At 63.2% G+C, this 18678-nt stretch carries 13 protein-coding genes; 5 read left to right on the forward strand and 8 right to left on the reverse strand.

Annotation, left to right across the window (positions count from 1 at the left end; all coding sequences use genetic code 11):
* Window position 1 precedes the first annotated feature (1 nt).
* From HTT03_RS05000 to dctP, 7 genes are all read right to left on the reverse strand, one after another.
* A complete protein-coding gene (locus tag HTT03_RS05000; protein ID WP_174858753.1) occupies window positions 2–1546 on the reverse strand; it encodes a monovalent cation/H+ antiporter subunit D in 1545 nt (514 codons plus the stop codon).
* A complete protein-coding gene (locus tag HTT03_RS05005; protein WP_174858754.1) occupies window positions 1543–1890 on the reverse strand; it encodes a Na+/H+ antiporter subunit C in 348 nt (115 codons plus the stop codon). Before HTT03_RS05005 ends, HTT03_RS05000 begins: the two co-directional genes overlap by 4 nt.
* A gap of 1 nt (window position 1891) precedes the next feature.
* Window positions 1892–4750: a monovalent cation/H+ antiporter subunit A gene (locus HTT03_RS05010; protein ID WP_174858755.1), complete on the reverse strand. Its 2859-nt coding sequence runs from the start codon at window positions 4748–4750 to the stop codon at window positions 1892–1894.
* Window positions 4751–4939: 189 nt separating this feature from the next.
* Window positions 4940–6460, reverse strand: coding sequence for a malonate--CoA ligase (locus HTT03_RS05015; protein ID WP_174858756.1), 1521 nt, complete (start codon window positions 6458–6460; stop codon window positions 4940–4942).
* 148 nt (window positions 6461–6608) lie between these two features.
* On the reverse strand, window positions 6609–7913 hold the full coding sequence (locus HTT03_RS05020) for a TRAP transporter large permease (protein ID WP_246253344.1): 1305 nt from the start codon (window positions 7911–7913) through the stop codon (window positions 6609–6611).
* Between the two features lie 13 nt (window positions 7914–7926).
* Complete coding sequence (locus HTT03_RS05025; protein ID WP_246253345.1) at window positions 7927–8409, reverse strand: TRAP transporter small permease; 483 nt, start codon at window positions 8407–8409, stop codon at window positions 7927–7929.
* 19 nt (window positions 8410–8428) lie between these two features.
* On the reverse strand, window positions 8429–9400 hold the full coding sequence (dctP, locus tag HTT03_RS05030; RefSeq protein WP_174858759.1) for a TRAP transporter substrate-binding protein DctP: 972 nt from the start codon (window positions 9398–9400) through the stop codon (window positions 8429–8431).
* A 229-nt stretch (window positions 9401–9629) separates the two neighbouring features.
* Between dctP and HTT03_RS05035 the strand changes: the two genes are divergently transcribed.
* Together HTT03_RS05035 and HTT03_RS05040 are read left to right on the forward strand one after the other, a co-directional pair.
* Window positions 9630–10865 (forward strand): putative DNA modification/repair radical SAM protein, encoded by a 1236-nt coding sequence (locus HTT03_RS05035; protein ID WP_174858760.1) that lies wholly within the window; start codon window positions 9630–9632, stop codon window positions 10863–10865.
* Complete coding sequence (locus HTT03_RS05040) at window positions 10865–12295, forward strand: UdgX family uracil-DNA binding protein (RefSeq protein ID WP_174858761.1); 1431 nt, start codon at window positions 10865–10867, stop codon at window positions 12293–12295. Before HTT03_RS05035 ends, HTT03_RS05040 begins: the two co-directional genes overlap by 1 nt.
* Here HTT03_RS05040 and HTT03_RS05045 read toward each other — a convergent pair.
* Entirely contained in the window at window positions 12292–12930 is a 639-nt protein-coding gene (locus HTT03_RS05045; RefSeq protein ID WP_174858762.1) for an SOS response-associated peptidase, read from the reverse strand. The genes HTT03_RS05040 and HTT03_RS05045 overlap by 4 nt on opposite strands.
* A gap of 145 nt (window positions 12931–13075) precedes the next feature.
* Here HTT03_RS05045 and HTT03_RS05050 point away from each other — a divergent pair, with 145 nt between their 5' ends.
* From HTT03_RS05050 to HTT03_RS05060, 3 genes are read left to right on the forward strand one after another with little or no spacing between them, the layout of a single operon-like run.
* Window positions 13076–13810: an ImuA family protein gene (locus HTT03_RS05050; RefSeq protein WP_246253346.1), complete on the forward strand. Its 735-nt coding sequence runs from the start codon at window positions 13076–13078 to the stop codon at window positions 13808–13810.
* Window positions 13758–15245 (forward strand): Y-family DNA polymerase, encoded by a 1488-nt coding sequence (locus HTT03_RS05055; protein WP_174858990.1) that lies wholly within the window; start codon window positions 13758–13760, stop codon window positions 15243–15245. The genes HTT03_RS05050 and HTT03_RS05055 overlap by 53 nt, the downstream gene beginning before the upstream one ends.
* Complete coding sequence (locus HTT03_RS05060) at window positions 15245–18574, forward strand: error-prone DNA polymerase (RefSeq protein WP_174858764.1); 3330 nt, start codon at window positions 15245–15247, stop codon at window positions 18572–18574. The genes HTT03_RS05055 and HTT03_RS05060 overlap by 1 nt, the downstream gene beginning before the upstream one ends.
* Window positions 18575–18678: the final 104 nt, after the last annotated feature.

Here is an 18678-nt window from a genome sequence, read left to right on the forward strand (position 1 = left end):
GTTAATGTGCCTCCTCTTTGCCATCCGACAGCTTGCCGGGGGTCTCCAACACCGTGGTCAGATAGCGCTCCGGGCCGAACAGTTGTTGCGAGATCGCGGTGGCATAGGCCGTCGCCGGTCCCGCCAGCAGCGTATGGGCCGCCAGCAATGCCAGCAAGCCGCCCGCACCCACGTAGCATAGCACACCGGGGGCGGTTGCGGGGGCGGTGTCTTCCTCGGCTTCCACGGCGCGGGCTTTCCAGAAAACCGTGCTACCAGCGCGGCCAAAGCCCACAAGGCTCAGCAGGCTCGCGCCCAAGATCACGGCCCAGATCCAAGTCATATAGGGGTTCTGCACCGCTGCATCCATGATCAGCAGCTTGCCGATGAAGCCCGACAGCGGCGGCACACCGACCATGGCAATCGCAGCGACAAAGAACATCGCAGAGGTCAGCCGCGCACCCGCCACCTGTGGCTGGGCGGTCAGATCAAGGTTCGCCCGCCCTGCCCGCACCAGATCGCAGATCAGGAACAACGCCCCCGCCGCCAGTGTCGAATGCACGATGTAGTAAAGTGCGGCGGCAATCCCTTCAGGCGTAAACAGCGCAATCGCCACCATCACCATGCCCATCGACCCGATGACCGAAAAGGCCACCAGACGGTCCAACTGCTTGGCTGCCAAGACCCCCACCATGCCAAGCGCCAGCGACAGCAGTGCCGCAGGCAACAGCCATGTGGTGTGCAGATCGGCGGTCGCGGCCAGTTCCGGGGGGAAGATCAACGTATAGACGCGGATGATCGCATAGGCGCCGACTTTGGTCATAATCGCGAAAAGCGATGCCACCGGGCCGGGCGCTTCGGCATAGCTTGACGGCAGCCAGAAGTGCAGCGGCACCACGGCAGCTTTGATCGCGAAAACCATCAAGAGCAGCACGGCGGCAATGCGGATGCCCACAGTCTCGCCCAGATCAATCAGCGCCACGCGCTGCGCCAGATCGGCCATGTTAAGCGTCCCCGTCTCGGCATAGATCGCGCCAAGGGCAAAGAGAAACAGCGTCGAGCCCAAGAGGTTATAGAGCACATATTGCACCCCGGCCCGCAGCCGCACCGTGCCGCCCGCGTGGATCATCAGCCCGTAGGAGGCGATCAACAGCACTTCGAAAAACACAAAGAGGTTGAAAAGGTCGCCCGTCAGGAAAGCACCCATAATGCCCATCAGTTGGAACTGAAACAGCGCATGAAAATGCCGCCCGCGTTCGTCCCATTTCGACCCGATCACATAGAGCAGCACAAAGAGCGCGAGCACCGCCGTCAGCGTGACCATCAGCGTCGACAGACGGTCGCCCACCAGCACGATGCCGAAGGGCGCGGCCCAATCGCTCAAGCGGTAGAGCATGACCTCACCTGATGCAGCCTCAACCGACAGGCCGAGCCCCACGGCGATCAGCGCCACGGCCCCGAAGAGTGAAAACACCCGCTGAATGGTGATGTGATAACGCGCTGCCAGTACGATGAAGGGTGCAAGGAAGGCAGGCAGCACGATGGGCAGGATCAGCCAATGGATCATGTGCGGTCCTCCGCGTCAGATGCGGGGATCAGATCGTCGACTTGATCGTCATTGCCGCCGAGGTACGCGCCGAGCGCGATCATCACCACCACGGCGGTCATGCCGAATGAGATCACGATGGCTGTCAGCACAAGCGCCTGCGGCAGCGGGTCTGTGTAGCGCGTAGCATCCGTCAGGATCGGCGGCGCGCCCACGGTCAGGCGGCCTGAGGCAAACAGAAACACGTTGACCGCATAGGTCAGCAGCGAGGTGCCCATGATCACCGGAAAGGTCCGCAGACGCAGCACGAGGTAAAGCCCAGAGGCCGTGAGAATGCCAATGGCAGAAGCGACGAGAAGTTCCATTTTATGCCTCCGCCTTGGGGGTGTCTTCGCGGGATGGGTCGATGTCCATCGGGTGATCGGCCTCCGGCACATGGGCGCGGCGGGCAAGACGCGAGAAGCTTTCCAGCGTCAACATCACCGCGCCAACCACCGCAAGGAAGACCCCAAGGTCAAAGAGCGCCGCCGTGGCCAGTTCGAATTTGTAGAAGGGCGGGATGCGCACATAGGTGAAGTCCGAGGTCAGGAAAGGTTTGTTAAAGAACCACGAGCCGATGCCCGTCAGCCCCGCGATCAGCACGCCGGTACCGATGATGCCGTGATAGGGGTACCGCAGCCGCGCCGAAGCCCAGGCAAAGCCGCTGGCCATATATTGCATCACCACCGCGATCGACACGATGAGCCCGGCGATAAACCCGCCGCCCGGCTCATTATGGCCGCGCAGGAAGATGTAGAAGCCCACCAGCAGCACCACCGGCATAATGACGCGGGTCATGACCACCATCATCATCGGATGTCGGTCCCCGGCCCGCGGCTGGTCCGGCTTGCGGTTGAGCAGCCGCGCCCGGACTGGGCCGGAGAGCAGTGTCTCGGTCAGCGCGTAGATCAGCAGGGCCGCGATGCCCAGAACGATGATCTCGCCATAGGTGTCAAAGCCCCGGAAATCCACGAGGATGACGTTGACCACATTGGTCCCGCCGCCGCCTTTGTAGGAGTTGGCAAGGTGGAATTCAGAAATGCTCGGCGCCACCGTGTCACGCAGCAGATAGTGATAGGACAGCGCCATGGTCGCCGCGCCCGCCGCGAGCGAGACCGCAACGTCCCGCGTACGCCGCAGGACGGTGCTTTCGATAGGTGTGCGGTTGGGCAGGAAGTTCAGCGCCAAGAGCAGCAGGATGATCGTCACCACTTCGACCGTCAGCTGCGTCATCGCCAAGTCAGGCGCGCTGAAGAAGACGAAACCAGCCGAGACGATCAACCCGACAATACCGATCAGGATCAGCGACAGCAGGCGGTTGCGGTGCAAGAACACGAGGCCACAGGCCGCCGCGACCAGCATCAGCCAACCCGCGATCTGCACTGCATTCGTTGGCTGCATCGCACGGGTCGCGGCCCCGACCGTGCCGGTGGCCCAAGCGTAATAGCCCACCGCCACCACCGTCACTGCCATAATCGCGGCATAGCGCGAGAAGGCGCCGTTGTGCAGCCGCAGAGCCACCGCCCGCGACAGGCCGACAGAGGCTGCGATGATCCGGTCAAAGATTGACTTCGCTTCTGGCCTTGGCGCGGCATCCCAGATGCGCAGCAACGGGGTGAAGAGCGCCAGCAGGATCAGCCCGCCAATCACCGCGACGATCGACATATAGAGCGCAGGTCCCAGCCCATGCCAGATTTTGAAATGCGCCGAAGGCATTTCCGCCGCGCCGCCCAAGACCGAGGCTGTGACCAGCTTCACGAAAGGCTCAGCGAGGAACGGGGCAAGACCGATGACCACCACCGGGATGATCAGCAGCGCAGGGGGCAGCCAAAGACCGGGTTTGGGGTCATGCGGATGGTCCGGGTAGTCGTCGCGCACCTTGCCAAGAAAGGTATGGCCGATCAGACGGAAGCTATAGGCCGCGGAGAAAAGCGCCCCAAACGTCGCCAGCGCCGGCACCAACCACGGCATGTCGAAAAACGTCGTGTGCAGGCTCTCTTCCAGCATCATCTCTTTCGACAGGAAACCGTTTAGCAGTGGAATACCCGCCATCGACAGCGCCGCCAGCGTGGCGATGACAAAGGTCACCGGCATCAGATGCCGCAGCCCGCCCAAACGCCGGATGTCGCGGGTATGCACCGCATGATCCACGATTCCCGCCGACATAAAGAGCGCGGCCTTGAAGGTCGCGTGGTTCAGGATGTGAAACACCGCCGCCAACGCGCCAAAGGCGGTGCCGGTGCCCAAGAGCATAGTGATCAGGCCGAGGTGGCTCACCGTCGAAAAGGCCAGCAACGCCTTCAGGTCATGTTTGAACAGCGCAATCACCGCGCCCAACACCATGGTGATCAGCCCCGCCGTGGTGACGATGGCAAACCACTCCGGCGTGCCCGACAGCACCGGCCACATCCGCGCCATCAGGAAGATCCCCGCCTTCACCATCGTCGCGGAGTGCAGATAGGCCGAAACCGGCGTTGGGGCTGCCATGGCGTGGGGCAGCCAGAAGTGGAAAGGGAACTGCGCCGACTTGGTGAAACAGCCCAGCAGGATCAGGATCAGCGCCGGCAGATAGAGCGGCGAAGCCTGGATCAACTCGCGGTTTTCCAAGATCACACTCAGGTCATAGCTGCCGGTGATCTGGCCCAGCAGCAACATGCCACCGATCATGGCGAGCCCGCCCATGCCGGTGACGGTCAGCGCCATGCGGGCGCCTTGGCGGCCTTCGGGCAGGTGCTTCCAATAGCCGATCAGCAGGAAGGACGACAGCGAGGTCAGCTCCCAGAAAATGAGCAGAATTAGCACGTTATCGCTGAGAACGATCCCGACCATCGCGCCTTGGAAGAGCAGCAGATAAGTGAAAAACTCACCCATATGATCGCCGCGTGCCAGATAGGAACGCGCATAGGCGATGATCAACAGTCCGATACCAAGGATGAGGCAGGCAAAGAAAAAGCCCAGACCGTCCAGCATCAAGGTCAGGTTCAGACCAAGTTGCGGAATCCATTCAACCCGCGCGGTAACCAACTCCCCCGCCAATACGGCAGGCAGATGCGTGAGCAAGCCCACCAGCGCGACGAGCGTGACCATAAAGGTGACCCCGGCGCAGGCTTGACGCCCTGCGGAATTCATCAGTCCGGGTAACAACGCCCCCAAAAAGGGCAAGGCAACGATAAGGAAGAGGGACACGCGAACTCCTGATCTAGCGGACTGAAAGGTGGTCACCTTCTGTAGAAAATTTCACGGTACCTCAAGCGAAACCGGGCGCTTGCGATCAGATTGTCGCGCCTTGACGGTCCCTGCCCTGCTCTTTTTGGTCAGAATACTTCGGGGGGGGGGGGCTTGTGGCCCGTCCCCCGTTCATCTCACCCAACAGACCTAGGTCTGCGGTTGAAACAAATCCCCATAACGCGCCCGCAGCATATTCTTTTGCACCTTGCCCATCGTATTGCGCGGCAATTCCGGCAAAACGATCAACTTACGCGGCTGTTTGAACTTCGCCAATGCACCGCCCAAATCCGCCGTAATCTGGTCAAGGTCCAGCTCAGCCCCCCGCTTGGCCACCAGAACCGCCACCACGCTTTCGCCAAAATCAGGGTGCGGCACGCCGATCACCGCGCTTTCCAGCACGCCGGGCTGGTCGTCGAGCAGCAGTTCAACTTCCTTGGGGTAGATATTGTATCCGCCCGAAATAATCAGATCCTTGTCGCGCCCGACGATGGTGACATAGCCGTCGGCATCACGCCGCCCCAGATCGCCGGTGATGAAAAAGCCGTCCTCGCGCAGTTCTTGGGCCGTTTTTTCGGGCATCTGCCAATAGCCTTTGAACACATTCGGCCCGCGCACTTCGATGCTGCCGATCTCGCCGTCAGGCAGGGTCTCTCCGGTCTTGGGATCGGTGATTTTAAGCTCCACATCCGGCAGCGGGAAGCCCACTGTTCCCGCCCGGCGCTCGCCTGCGTAAGGGTTGGAGGTGTTCATATTCGTCTCGGTCATGCCGTACCGCTCAAGGATACGGTGGCCGGTGCGCTCTTCGAACGCAGCATGGGTTTCGGCGAGCAATGGCGCAGAGCCGGAGATGAACAGCCGCATATTCGCCGCCACATCGCGGGTGAAACGCGGATCGTCCAAGAGCCGCGTGTAGAAGGTCGGCACGCCCATCAGCGCGGTGGCATGGGGCATGTGTTCGATCAACTGGTCAACATCGAGCTTGGGCAGAAAGATCATCGCGCCGCCCGCGACCAGCGTCACATTCGTCGCCACGAAAAGCCCATGGGTGTGGAAGATCGGCAGCGCATGCAGCAGCACATCGTCCGGGGTAAAGCGCCACAGGTCCACCAGCGTCTTCGCGTTTGACAGCAGGTTGTCCTGCGTCAGCATTGCCCCTTTGGAGCGCCCGGTGGTGCCGGAAGTATAGAGGAAGGCGGCAAGATCATCCGCACTGCGGGCGACTGTTTCGAAATTGTCGTCGGCCCCATCGGCACGTTCGGCCAGACTGCCTTCGCCTTGCGTATCCAAGGTTTCTAGCTTTGCGCCCGCCTCCTTGGCCACCAGTTCCATCTCATCCCGCCGGGCGGGCTGGCAGACAAAGGCCGCCGCGCCGCTGTCGGTGACGAAATAGCGAACCTCATCAGCGGTATAGGCCGGGTTCAGCGGCAGGAAAATGATGCCCGCCTGCGCACAAGCGGCATAGACGGCCAAGGCGTCGGCGGATTTATCGATCTGTACCGCCAAACGGTCCCCTGCCTGCAGACCAAGATCGCTAAGCACATGGGCAAACCGTGCGGCACGAGAAAGGAACTCGGCATGGGTCACCGTCCCCCCGTCCGGCAGATGCAGGAAGGGCGTGTGTTGTCCGGCGTGACGACCAAAGAGGGTGTCATAAAGGGGGTTTGCCATCACGATGCTCCTTGCGATCTGTCTTGGAGCGGTGAGCCACCCCGCTTTGATGACAAACGCATATCTTAAGACATTGCAAGCGACAGCCGCGCTGGACCTTTATTAACGGCTTGCGGGGCAATGCCGCGACACTGCCCTGCAAGTAGGGTCATCGGCCCATCAGGCTCGGCAGCCACGTTCCGATCTCTGGCACCAAGACGATCAGCCCCAGCACAAAGAGTTTGATGAGCAAGAATGGCATCACCGCCGCATAGATCTGCGGCATACGGATTTCCGGCGGCGCCACCCCGCGCATCACAAAGAGCAGCAGGCCGAACGGCGGGGTCAACAAGCCGATCTCCATTGTCAGCAGATAGACTACGCCCAGCACCAGCTCGTTGATCCCCATCGCATTGGCGAGCGGGACGAAAACCGGCACCGTAACCATCAGCATTGAGACTTGATCGATGAAACAGCCCAGAAACAGCAGGATCGCGATCATCCCCAAAAGCACCATCAGCGGTGTCGGATCAAAGCTGTTGATGGCGTTGATCAGCCCGTTGGTGGCCCCCGAAAAGCTCAGCACCTGCGCGAAGGTCTGGCTGGCGGCGATGATGAAGAGGATCATCACCGAGAGCTTTAGCGTTTCCATCAGCGCCTTGCCCAGCTTGGCCAAACTGAGCGAGCGGTATGCCGCGCCGATAATGACAGCGGTAATACTGCCCAGGGCCGCACTTTCCGTCGGCGTGGCGATGCCCATGAGCAACGAGCCGATCACCACGGCAAAAAGCACCGACAGCGGCAGCACGTAGATCGCAAAGGGTGTCCAGCGTTCGCGCAGCGACATTTCCTCATATACATCTGGCGGCGCGACCTTGGGGTCGAGCAAGCTGCGCCCGACCACATAGGCCACGAACAGCACCGCCAGTAGCAGCGCGGGCAGCACGCCTGCAATCAGCAGCCCAGCAATCGAGATACCCGCAAGCGAGCCCACCAGCACCGCCAGCGCCGAAGGCGGGATCAGCATGGCGATGGCGCCGGAGGCCATGATTGGCCCCATGGCCATCGACGGGTGATAGCCACGCTTCAACATCCCCGGCAGCAGCGTCCCGCCCAGCATTGCTGTATTGGCGATGGTCGAGCCGGACAGCGCCGCAAAGATCGTGCCGCCAAAGATCGTCACAACCGACATGCGCCCCGGAATACGGGTCACCACGCGTTCAATCGCGTCAATAGCGCGATGCGCCACGCCGGTCTGAAACAGGATCTCCCCCATCAGAATAAACAACGGTATGGGTGCGAGCTGAAAATTTGCCACCGACTGCGCCGAGTTGCGCGCCAATTGCAGGATGCCGCGCTCTCCGCCCAACACAAAATACGCTCCCACGGTGGTCACGACGATAAAGGCAAAGGCGACCGGCAGGCCGATCAGCAGCAATACCGCCAATCCGCCGAGCATTAGGGTCAGGATCAAGGCCCAATCCATGTCAAAGACCACTCAGGCTACGCTCAGCCGTTTCCGGATAGAGCAGACGTCGGATAAAAATGATCGTGCAGAGCGCAAGCGACAGCGGCACAAAGGCCAGCATCCACCATTCGGGGATCACAAAAGACGTGCGGATCATCGAGCCGCGTGCGGCAGAGGCCAGCACCGCTTGCAGGCCATACCACCCCAGCACACCAGAGGTGACCGCGCCGATGGCGCTGGTGATGCGGGTCAGGATGCGCCCCGTCCGGCCCGCCAACGCACCGGTGATCAGGTCAACCTTCACATGCCCGCCAATCGACAGCACCCAAGGCGCGCCTAGAAAGGTGGCAATCATCAAGGCATATTGGATCGCGTCCAACGCGCCATAGACCACCGGCAGCCCCAAATTGCGCAGCAACACATTGATCGCGATAAACACCGCGATCACCCCGAGGATACCGGCCGAAAAGACGGCCAGCCCCCGGAGTGTCCGGTCAAACATTGTTGAGATCATTGGGCGATCACTTGGTCATGCAAGCGCGCATCTGCTGCGCAAGATCGGCATCAACCTCTTCAACCGCCGCCCAACCGGCATCACGTGCGGCATTGGTCCAAGTTTCGGCGTCGGCCTCACCAAAGGTGATGGTTTCGATCCCGGCCTCCGCCTGCGCGGCATATTCTGCCTTGTTGCGCTCGGCGTTGTCGTTGTTGAGCTCTTCCATCCAAGCCGCGCCCTCTTCAAGCTTGGCCCGCTGCGCGTCCGTCAGCCCGTTCCATGTGTCGAGGTTTACCAAGAGGTTTACATCGACATTGTAAAAGCTCGGATCGACACGGTATTTCGTCTGCTCGTCCCAACCCAGATCCAGCACACCCTGCGAAGGCCAGCCATAGCCATCAATCGCCCCGCGCTCCAAGGCGCTATAGACTTCGCCCGGCGCGGTACGCACGAGATTGGCGCCCAGTTGCGTGAACATCGCTTGGTAAACTGGCGTGGTGCGAATGGTCAGACCGCTCAGATCCGGCCCCTCGACTGGTTTGGTCAGATAGAGATGATAGCCGATCCCATCGCCGCCATGGCCGAGGTATTTGACGTTCATCTGCTCTTGGTGAATGCGGTCCACCAGTTCGTAACAGCCATTCTCGCGCTGCTCCTGAATAGTATTTTTCGCCAGATGCAACGCGTCGCCCGTGGGCAGCAGGTTCGGGTAATAAGCGGTCGTGTTATTGGCGATGTCGACCACGCCCGACTGCACCGCATTGCCCAGTTCAAAAGGCGGCACGGCTTCCGGCCCGCCGACCAGATTGATCTGTACGACGCCTTTGCCATTGTCGTTGATCCATTCGACAAAGGATTCAAACTCGCGGCTAAAGGCGGTGCCGAGCGTAAAGGCCGACACGGCGCGCAGGGTGATTTCTTCGGCCTGCGCAGGGGCCGTCATGGCGATGGTGCTTGCGGCAAAAAGCACCGCGCTGAGCGTGGTTGTTGTTTTCATAGTTTGTCCTCCCGGTTGATTGAAAAAGCGCACGATCTCCCCCCCCGGCGCTCTCGTATGCATATGCATAATATGTATCTGCATGTAATTGGTAGCGACAAGATTTCGTCCCGTCAATTTAAACTCTCGCCCCTCCCCGCGCGCCCTTCACGCGCGGAACCCTGCGCAGATTGTCGCGGCATTAAGATAGTTTAATGACACCGCCCCCGTGAGAACATATATAGAACGCATGGCAAAACAGACACTCGATCAAAAACTGGCGATTCTCAGCGATGCGGCGAAATACGACGCCTCCTGCGCCTCCTCTGGCTCGACTAAACGCGACTCGCGTGATGGCAAGGGGCTGGGCTCCAACGAAGGCAGCGGCATCTGCCACGCATACGCCCCCGACGGGCGGTGCATCAGCCTGCTGAAAATCCTGATGACCAATTTCTGCATTTACGATTGCAGCTATTGCATCAACCGCGTGTCTTCTAACGTGGACCGCGCGCGGTTCAGCGTGGATGAGGTGGTGAAGCTCACAATCGAATTCTACCGCCGCAATTATATCGAAGGGCTGTTTCTGTCCTCCGGCGTCATCCGCTCGCCCGATGCCACCATGTCGGACATGGTCCAGATCGCCCGCAAGCTGCGGCACGAGGAGAACTTTCGCGGCTATATCCACCTCAAGACCATCCCAGACGCCTCGCCTGAATTGATCGAAGAAGCCGGGCGTCTGGCGGACCGACTGTCGATCAATGTCGAACTGCCCACCGACAGCGCGGTGCAGCAATATGCGCCCGAGAAGAAGCCCGAACAGATCCGCCGCGCCATGGCGAATGTTCGGATGGTGAAGGACGCAGGCAAAGAGAAATCCTATACCGGCAAACGCCCGCCGCGTTTTGCCCCCGCGGGCCAGTCGACGCAGATGATCATCGGCGCGGATGGCTCGAACGATGCCACGGTACTGGGCCAATCGACGCGGCTTTATTCCAGCTACAAGCTCAAACGCGTCTATTACTCCGCCTTCTCGCCTATCCCCGACAGTTCCGCGAAACTGCCGTTGATCCGCCCCCCCCTGCAGCGCGAACACCGGCTCTATCAGGCCGACTGGCTGCTGCGGTTTTATGACTTTCAACTGGACGAGATCACCTCCGTCACCCGCGACGGCAATCTCGATCTGGAGGTCGACCCCAAGCTCGCTTGGGCGCTGGTGCACCGCGAACATTTTCCGCTCGACGTCAACCGCGCCAGCCGGGAAATGCTGTTGCGGGTGCCGGGCTTCGGCGTGAAAACCGTCAACCGCATCCTCGCCGCGCGGCGTCACCGCGCCCTGCGCTACGAAGACCTCACCCGCATGGGCGCGTCGATGAAAAAGGCCCGCGCCTTTGTCACCGCCGGGGGCTGGACGCCCGGCGGCCTCACCGACAGCGCCGATCTGCGCGCGCGGTTCGCGCCGCCGCCCGAGCAGTTGACCCTGTTCTGATGCACCGCGTCTCCCTGCCCCCCATCGGCACCGCCAAGGCATGGCGCGAGGCCGCGCGCGGTTTTCTCGCCGCGGGCGTGCCGCCTGAGCAGATCCTATGGGGCGATCATTCCGCTGCCCCTGACCTCTTTGGCGGGGAAAGTGCTGCGCCTTCGGGTGGGAAAGTCTCGGTTCCGCGTAGTTTTATCTCCATGGCCGAAACCGCCGTCTGGCACAGCGACCCCGAGCGTTTCGCCCGGCTCTACGCCTTCCTTTGGCGCGTGAAGGACGCGCCGCATCTGATGTCCGACCGCGGCGACGCCGACCTCGCCGTGTTGCGGGGGATGGAGAAGAACGTCCGTCGCTGCCAGCACAAGATGAAGGCCTTCGTCCGCTTCCGTGAGATTGGCGACCCAAACGCCCCGCGCCGCAGCTTCGCCGCATGGTTCGAGCCTACGCATCACACGGTTGAGCCGACGGCGGATTTCTTTGTGCGGCGGTTTTCCGACATGGACTGGCGCATCCTGACGCCAGATGTCTCGGCGATCTTCGAGAATGGCAAACTCACCTTCCAAGAAGGCCACGCCAAGCCCGATCTGCCCGAGGACGCGGGCGAACAGCTTTGGATCACCTACTTCCAGAACATCTTTAACCCCGCCCGCCTGATGGTGAAGGCGATGCAATCCGAGATGCCCAAGAAATACTGGAAGAACATGCCCGAGGCCGCCTTCATCCCCCAGATGATCGCCGAAGCCCCCGCCCGCGCCCGCGCCATGGCCGAGGCGGCGCCCACGCTGCCCCCGGTGCGGATGGACCGTGTGCAGGCGCAGCTTTCGGCCTTCTCATCCGCATGGGACGGCCCGATGGAGGAACTCCCCGTCGCGATCCGCGCCTGCACCCGATGCCCGCTTCATTGCCACGCCACGCAGGCCGTGCCGGGCGAAGGGCCCGCGCGCGCCGATCTGATGGTGGTCGGCGAACAGCCCGGCGATCAGGAAGACCTCGCGGGCCGCCCCTTCGTCGGCCCCGCCGGGCAGATGTTCGACCGGGTGGCTGCCGAGGCTGGCCTTGACCGCGAGGCGGCCTTCGTCACCAATGCCGTCAAACACTTCAAATTCACCGCCCGCGGCAAACGCCGCATCCACCAGCGCCCCGAGACGCCGGAGATCGACCAATGCCGCTGGTGGATGAATGCCGAGGTGGCGCAGGTGCAGCCCAAGCTCATCCTCGCCATGGGTGCCACGGCGGCGCAGAGCCTCACCGGCAAGGGCGCGGGCATCCTCAAACGCCGCGGCACGATCGAGGCGGGGCCCGAGGGCATTCCGGTGTTGATCACCCTGCACCCCTCCTACCTCTTGCGCGTGCCCGATCCCCGCGTGCGCGAGGAGGCCGAGGCGCAGTTCCGCTCTGATCTTGCGATGGCCGCGCGGATGATGGCCGAGGCGGCTTAATCCTCGGGGTCGATGACCTGCAAAGCACCATCCGGCAAGGGACGTTGCAACGCGGGCAGATCGGCAGTCTCGGCGCTCAGCCAGGTCTGCACTTCGTCGGGCGTGGTCAGGATCACTGGCATGGCTTTGGGGTGGACGGCCCCGACCTCGGCGTTGGGTTCGGTGGTGAGAAAGCCATAGAGGTTATCGGTGGTCTCGCCGTCTTTCAGCTTTCGCACGGAGGTCCATTGCGTCCAAACGCCTGCGAAAAACCCCAGCGGGCGGTCCTCGCCAAGCGCGAACCAGATGGGGCGCGAACGCTCTCCGGGGCGGTTCAGCGGCTCGGAAAAGCTGGTGAAGGGCACCACGCAGCGATGCGCAGGCCCCAGCCAGCGCCGCCAATGCGGTGAGGCGATGTTGCGGATGTTCGTGACGCCGCGGTCGGTCTTCTTGCCCTTGAGCGCGAAGGGCGGGGACGGCATCCCCCACCGCATCATCTGCAGGATCGGGCCGCTGTCGCTGCTGCGCACCACCGGGGCCGGGTAATCGGGGTAGATGCCGGGCATGGGCGGCAGATTGCCCGCCTGGTCGTCGATCCCGTCGAACCAGCCGCGGATCGCGTCTTGTCCCTTGGTGAGGGAGTAAAGATTGCACATCGGTCGCCTCCTGTCGCAGCCCTTGGCCCAGTAGATGCGGTTTTTCCGCGCCCCGGCAAGGGCTTCGCGACGCCGCTCAAAATTTTGACAGCAGCGCAGTTCATCGTTTATGAATAGAACAAAATGTGAACATATGGAGTCGTGCATGACAACCGATTCTACATATGGGCAGGTCCTTACCCTGCCGCGGCGACGGCCGTCGACACCCCCCGAACCGGGGGTTCTGGCCACGCATGCGCCGCTGACGGATGTCTTTCCGGGGGCCTTTGCCAGTGCTTCGGCGAGTGGCTTTGTGCTGTCGCTACTGCCGCGCGGCAAGGGGCCGGTGCTCTGGGTGCAGGACTTCCTGTCGCGGCGCGAGAACGGCGTGCCCTATACGCCCAGCCTTGCGGCTTTCGGGCTGGAGCAACCGGTGCTTCTGGTCACCGCCAGCCATGCCCGCGACGTGCTTTGGACGATGGAGGAAGGGGCGTCCTGCGCCGGTCTTTCCGCCGTGATCGGCGAGGTGCATGGCGGGCCGGAGGTGCTGGATTTCACTGCCACCAAGCGGTTGTCGCTCAGGGCCGAGGCCTCGGGCGTGCCGCTCTATCTCATTCGCAGCGGCGATCCGGGGGGCTTGAGTGCGGCGCGGATGCGTTGGCGCATCGCCTCCCTGCCCGCGCAGGCGCATCCCGACGATCCACAGGCACCGGGTGCGGCGCGGTGGGACCTCGAATTGTTCCGCGCCCGCGGCCATGCGCCCGGACGCTGGGTGGCCAGTCATGACCCCGACAAACGCCAAAGCCCCCGCGCCGCGGATCGTCTCCGTCTGGTTCCCTATGCTGACGATGGAGCGGTGGCGTCGGGTGATCGCCCAATACCGCAGCGCTCCGGGGGATGAGGTGCCGGTGGTCCTGTCACGCGACGGCAGCCATGGCCCAGTGGTCCATGGGCTGAGCGCAGCGGCGCAAACGCGCGGGATCGAGGCAGGCGCACGGGTGGTCGACGTGCAGGCCATCCACCCCGATCTGCATGTCGAGCCCGCCGATCTGGAGGGCGACGAGGCGCTGATCCAACGACTGGTGCATTGGGCGCGGCGCTGGTGCCCTTGGACGGCGCGGGACGTGGACCATGGTCTGCTGCTCGACGTCACCGGCTGCACGCATCTCTTCGGCGGCGAGGCCGCGATGCTGCGCGACATCCGCAGCCGTTTCGCCCTGCAAGGGCTGACCGCACGCACCGCCATGGCCCCTACCCCCGGTGCGGCGCAGGCACTGGCGCGCTTCGGCTCCGGCGCGCAGATCTGCGGGGCCGAGGATCTGGCCGCCGCCCTCGCCCCCCTGCCCGTCGCCGCCCTGCGGCTGGATGCCCAGACCACACGGCTCTTGGACCGGCTCGGCCTCAAGACCATCGGCGCGCTGAGCGATCTGCCCCGCGCCGCGCTGATGCGCCGCTTCGCCAGCCTCAAGCCTGACCGCAACCCGCTGATCTTGCTCGACAAAGCGCTTGGCCAAGCCCCTGACCCGCTCAACGCCCCGCCGGACCATCGCCACTTCATGACCCGCAGCCGCCTGCCCGAGCCGGTGATCGACCCCGCCCCGCATCTGCCCGCGCTGGTCGAGGACCTCTGCACCCTTCTGGCCCGCGCCGAATTGGGCGCACGGCGACTGAGGCTCACGATCTACCGCATCGACGGCGATTGGCGCACCCTCGGCGTCGCCACGGCGCGGGCCAGCCGTGACCCGGCGCATCTGCGCCGCCTCTTCGACGGCAAGCTAGAGAATATCGACAGCGGCTTCGGCTTTGACCTGCTGACGCTGGAGGCCACGGACAGCGAGCCGCTGCCGCTGATCCAAGACCACCTCGACGGCAAACGCGACCCTTCGGCGGATGTAGCAGGCCTACTCGACCGTCTGGCGGCCAAGCTCGGCAGCGACAAAGTGAGCTGGCCCGCGTGGCGCGAGACCCACAAACCCGAACGGGTGGAGCACCGCGTCGACGCCCTGCAAGGCACCCCCGCCGCTGCCCCCACCCTGCTGCGCGAGCGCCCGCTGCGCCTGCTCACCCCGCCCGAGGAGGTGCGCGTGATCTACGCCGTGCCCGAAGGCCCGCCCTCACAGTTCAACTGGCGCCGCGTCACCTATAAAACCACGCGCCACGCCGGCCCTGAGCGTATCGCCCCCGAATGGTGGCGCGACCGCCCCGGCACCCGGCTGCGCGATTATTACAAGGTGGAGGTCGAAGGCGGCCAGCGTTTCTGGCTTTACCGCGAGGGGGTGATCCACGATGGCCGCGGGGCCGAGCCGCGCTGGTTCCTGCATGGGCTCTTCGCCTGATGCCCGAGCAAGAAGGACATAAGCGCCGCACACTGGGCGAAGACGGCTTCAGCCCGCCACCCCGGGCGGACTATGTGGAGTTCGGGCTGGCGAGTTGCTTTTCCTTTCTTCGCGCCGCCTCGGACGCCGTCGATCTGGTCGAAACGGCGCATCACCACGGCTATGACAGTATCGGCATCGCGGATCACAACACCCTCGCGGGCGTGGTGCGGATGCATGTGGAGGCCGAGAAGGCCCATATTCGCCCCCTGATCGGCGCGCGGCTGGTGCTGCTCTGTGGGACTGAACTCTTGGCCTACCCGCAGGACCGCGCCGCCTATGCGCGGCTCTCGACGCTGCTGTCGGCGGGCAAGATGCAATCGGTGGACGGGGAATGGCAGCAAAAGGGCGAGACCCATTTGACGCTTGAGATGCTGGCGCAACAGGCCGAAGGGCTGCATCTGATCGTCATGCCGCCCGAGAACCTCGACGTCTTTGCCGCCGGCCTGCCGCGGCTGGTCAAGGCCCTGCCGGACATGCGCTATGTGGGCGCGAGCTTCCTCTACCGCGGCGATGACCGGGCGCGGATCAACCGGCTGGATGCGCTGGCCCGCGCCCATGGTCTCAGGATCATGGCGACCAACGATGTGCTCTACCACGCGCGCCACCGGCGGCCCTTGCAGGACGTGATGGTGGCGATCCGCGAGGGCGTGATCGTGCCCAAGGCGGGCTATCTTCTGGCCGCCAATGCCGAGCGGCATCTGAAATCGCCTGAGGCGATGATGCGCCTCTTCGCCGACTGGCCCCATGCCATCGCCGAGACGCGGCGGCTGGCGGACCGCATCACCTTTCGCCTCACCGATCTGGCCTATGAATACCCGCATGAGATCGTCCCCGAGGGGAGCAGCCCGATGGAGGAACTCGCCCGCCTCACATGGGAGGGCGCTGCGCGGCGCTACCCGCAAGGCGTGCCCGAGGCGGTGAAAAAGACCATCGAGAAGGAATTCGCCCTGATCGAGTCCAAGAAGATCGCCCGCTACTTCCTGACCATCTATGACATCGTCCGCTTCGCCCGCGAGGAAGCACAGCCGCCGATCCTTTGCCAAGGGCGCGGCTCGGCGGCCAATTCCGCGGTCTGCTTCTGCCTCGGCATCACCTCGGTCGACCCGGCGGTGCACAACCTGCTGTTCGAGCGTTTCTTGAGCGAAGAACGCGACGAACCGCCAGACATCGACGTGGATTTCGAGCATGAGCGGCGCGAGGAAGTCATCCAGTACATGTACGGCAAATACGGCCGCCACCGCGCCGGGCTCTGCGCCACGGTGATCCACTACCGCCCGCGCTCGGCCATTCGCGAGGTCGGCAAGGCGATGGGGCTTTCCGAAGACGTGACCTCGAAACTTGCGGGCACGATCTGGGGCAGTTTCGAAGGTGAGATGGACGACTCCCGCGCCCGCGAGGCGGGGCTGGACCTGTCCGACCCCTACCTGCGCATGGTGCTGAAACTCGCCTCCCAAATGATCGGCATGCCGCGGCACCTGAGCCAGCACGTCGGCGGCTTCATCCTGACCGAACGCCCCCTGACCGAGATCGTGCCCATCGGCAACGGCGCCATGCCCGAGCGCAGTTTCATCGAATGGGACAAGGATGATATCGACGCGCTGCAGATCTTTAAGGTCGATATTCTGGCGCTTGGCATGCTGACCTGCATCGCCAAATGCTTCGACCTCATTGAGGCGCATTACGACCGTCCGCTGGAACTGGCCACGGTGCCGGTGGAGGATCACGAGGACGACGCTACGGGCCGCCCGACCTACGACATGCTCTGCCGGGGCGACAGCCTTGGCGTCTTTCAGGTCGAAAGCCGCGCGCAGATGGCGATGCTGCCGAAACTGCGCCCCCGCGTCTTTTACGATCTGGTGATCGAGGTCGCCATCGTCCGCCCCGGCCCGATCCAAGGCGACATGGTCCACCCCTATCTGCGCCGCCGTCAGGGGCTCGAAAGCGTCGTCTACCCCGCCCCCGGCCCGGCCTATCCGCAGGATGAACTCTTTAGCATCCTCAGCCGGACCCTGGGCGTGCCGATCTTTCAGGAACAGGCAATGAAAATCTCCATCGACGCGGCGCGCTTCTCGCCCGCCGAGGCCAACGAGCTGCGCAAGGCCATGGCCACCTTCCGCTCGCGCGGGACGATCGAGAAGCTGCAGGACAAGATGGTGGGCCGCATGACCAAACGCGGCTATGATCCGGTGTTTGCGCAGCGTTGTTTTGACCAGATCAAGGGGTTCGGTGAATACGGCTTCCCCGAAAGCCATGCGGCGAGTTTTGCCAAGCTAGTCTATGTCTCGTCATGGATGAAATGCCACTACCCGGCGGCCTTCGCCTGCGCGCTGCTGAACTCGCAGCCGATGGGGTTTTATGCCCCGGCGCAGATCGTGCGCGACGCGCGGGAACATGATGTCGAAGTGCGCCCGGTGGACGTGAACCTCTCGGACTGGAACTGCACGTTGGAGCCTTGCGGCGACGGTTTTGCCCTACGGCTGGGGCTGCGCATGGTGGACGGGCTGCAGGAAAAGGCGGGCGCGCGGATCATGGACCGGCGCGAGACGCCTTACACGGATGTCGAAGACCTCAAGACCCGCGCCGGGCTGGATGCCAAGGCGATCCGCCAACTCGCCGTCGCCGACACGATGCACAGTATGGGGATCGACCGGCGGCAAGCGCTCTGGCAAGCCCAAGGGCTGCGTGACGCGCCTTCTCTGCCGATCTTTGACCATGCCGAGGCCGCGGCTCAGGGGCCGGAGCCGGAAGTCGCCCTGCCAGTGATGCCGAAGGCCGAACAGGTGGTGGCCGATTACCAGACGCTGCGCCTGTCGCTCAAGGCGCATCCGATGTCTTTCTACCGCGCCAGCCTCGCCGCGCAGGGGTTTTCCTCGGCCCGGGATCTGGCGCGCATGGGCCACGGGCGGCAGGTGAAACTCGCCGGGCTGGTGCTGGTGCGCCAAAAACCCGGCAGCGCCAAGGGGGTGTGTTTCATCACGTTGGAAGATGAATGCGGCGTCGCCAACCTCGTGATCTGGCCGAATATGTTCAAGCTTTACCGCCCCACGATCATGGCCGCGCGGCTGCTGGTCGTGGAGGGGCGTGTGCAGACCGACGGGCGGGTGATCCATGTGGTGGCCGATAGGCTGGAGGACCGCTCTGACCGGCTCGCGGCGCTGTCCGACGCGCCGATGCCCGGCATCACCACGCGGGGCGATCATCCGACCCATCCGCTGCCCGGTCAGGTGGCGATGCATAGCCATCCGCGCGACACCCGCGTGATCCCCAAGTCGCGAGATTTTCATTAATGAATCCTCATGTGATGCGTGAGGTTTGCACTGCAACCAACTGAATTACCTTAATAAGAAATAATTCCATTAACTGCTGTTGACCCTATGAACGCCCCTCGCTA

Origin of the sequence: Sulfitobacter maritimus (assembly GCF_013346665.1) — a bacterium.
Taxonomy (GTDB): Bacteria; Pseudomonadota; Alphaproteobacteria; order Rhodobacterales; family Rhodobacteraceae; genus Sulfitobacter; species Sulfitobacter maritimus.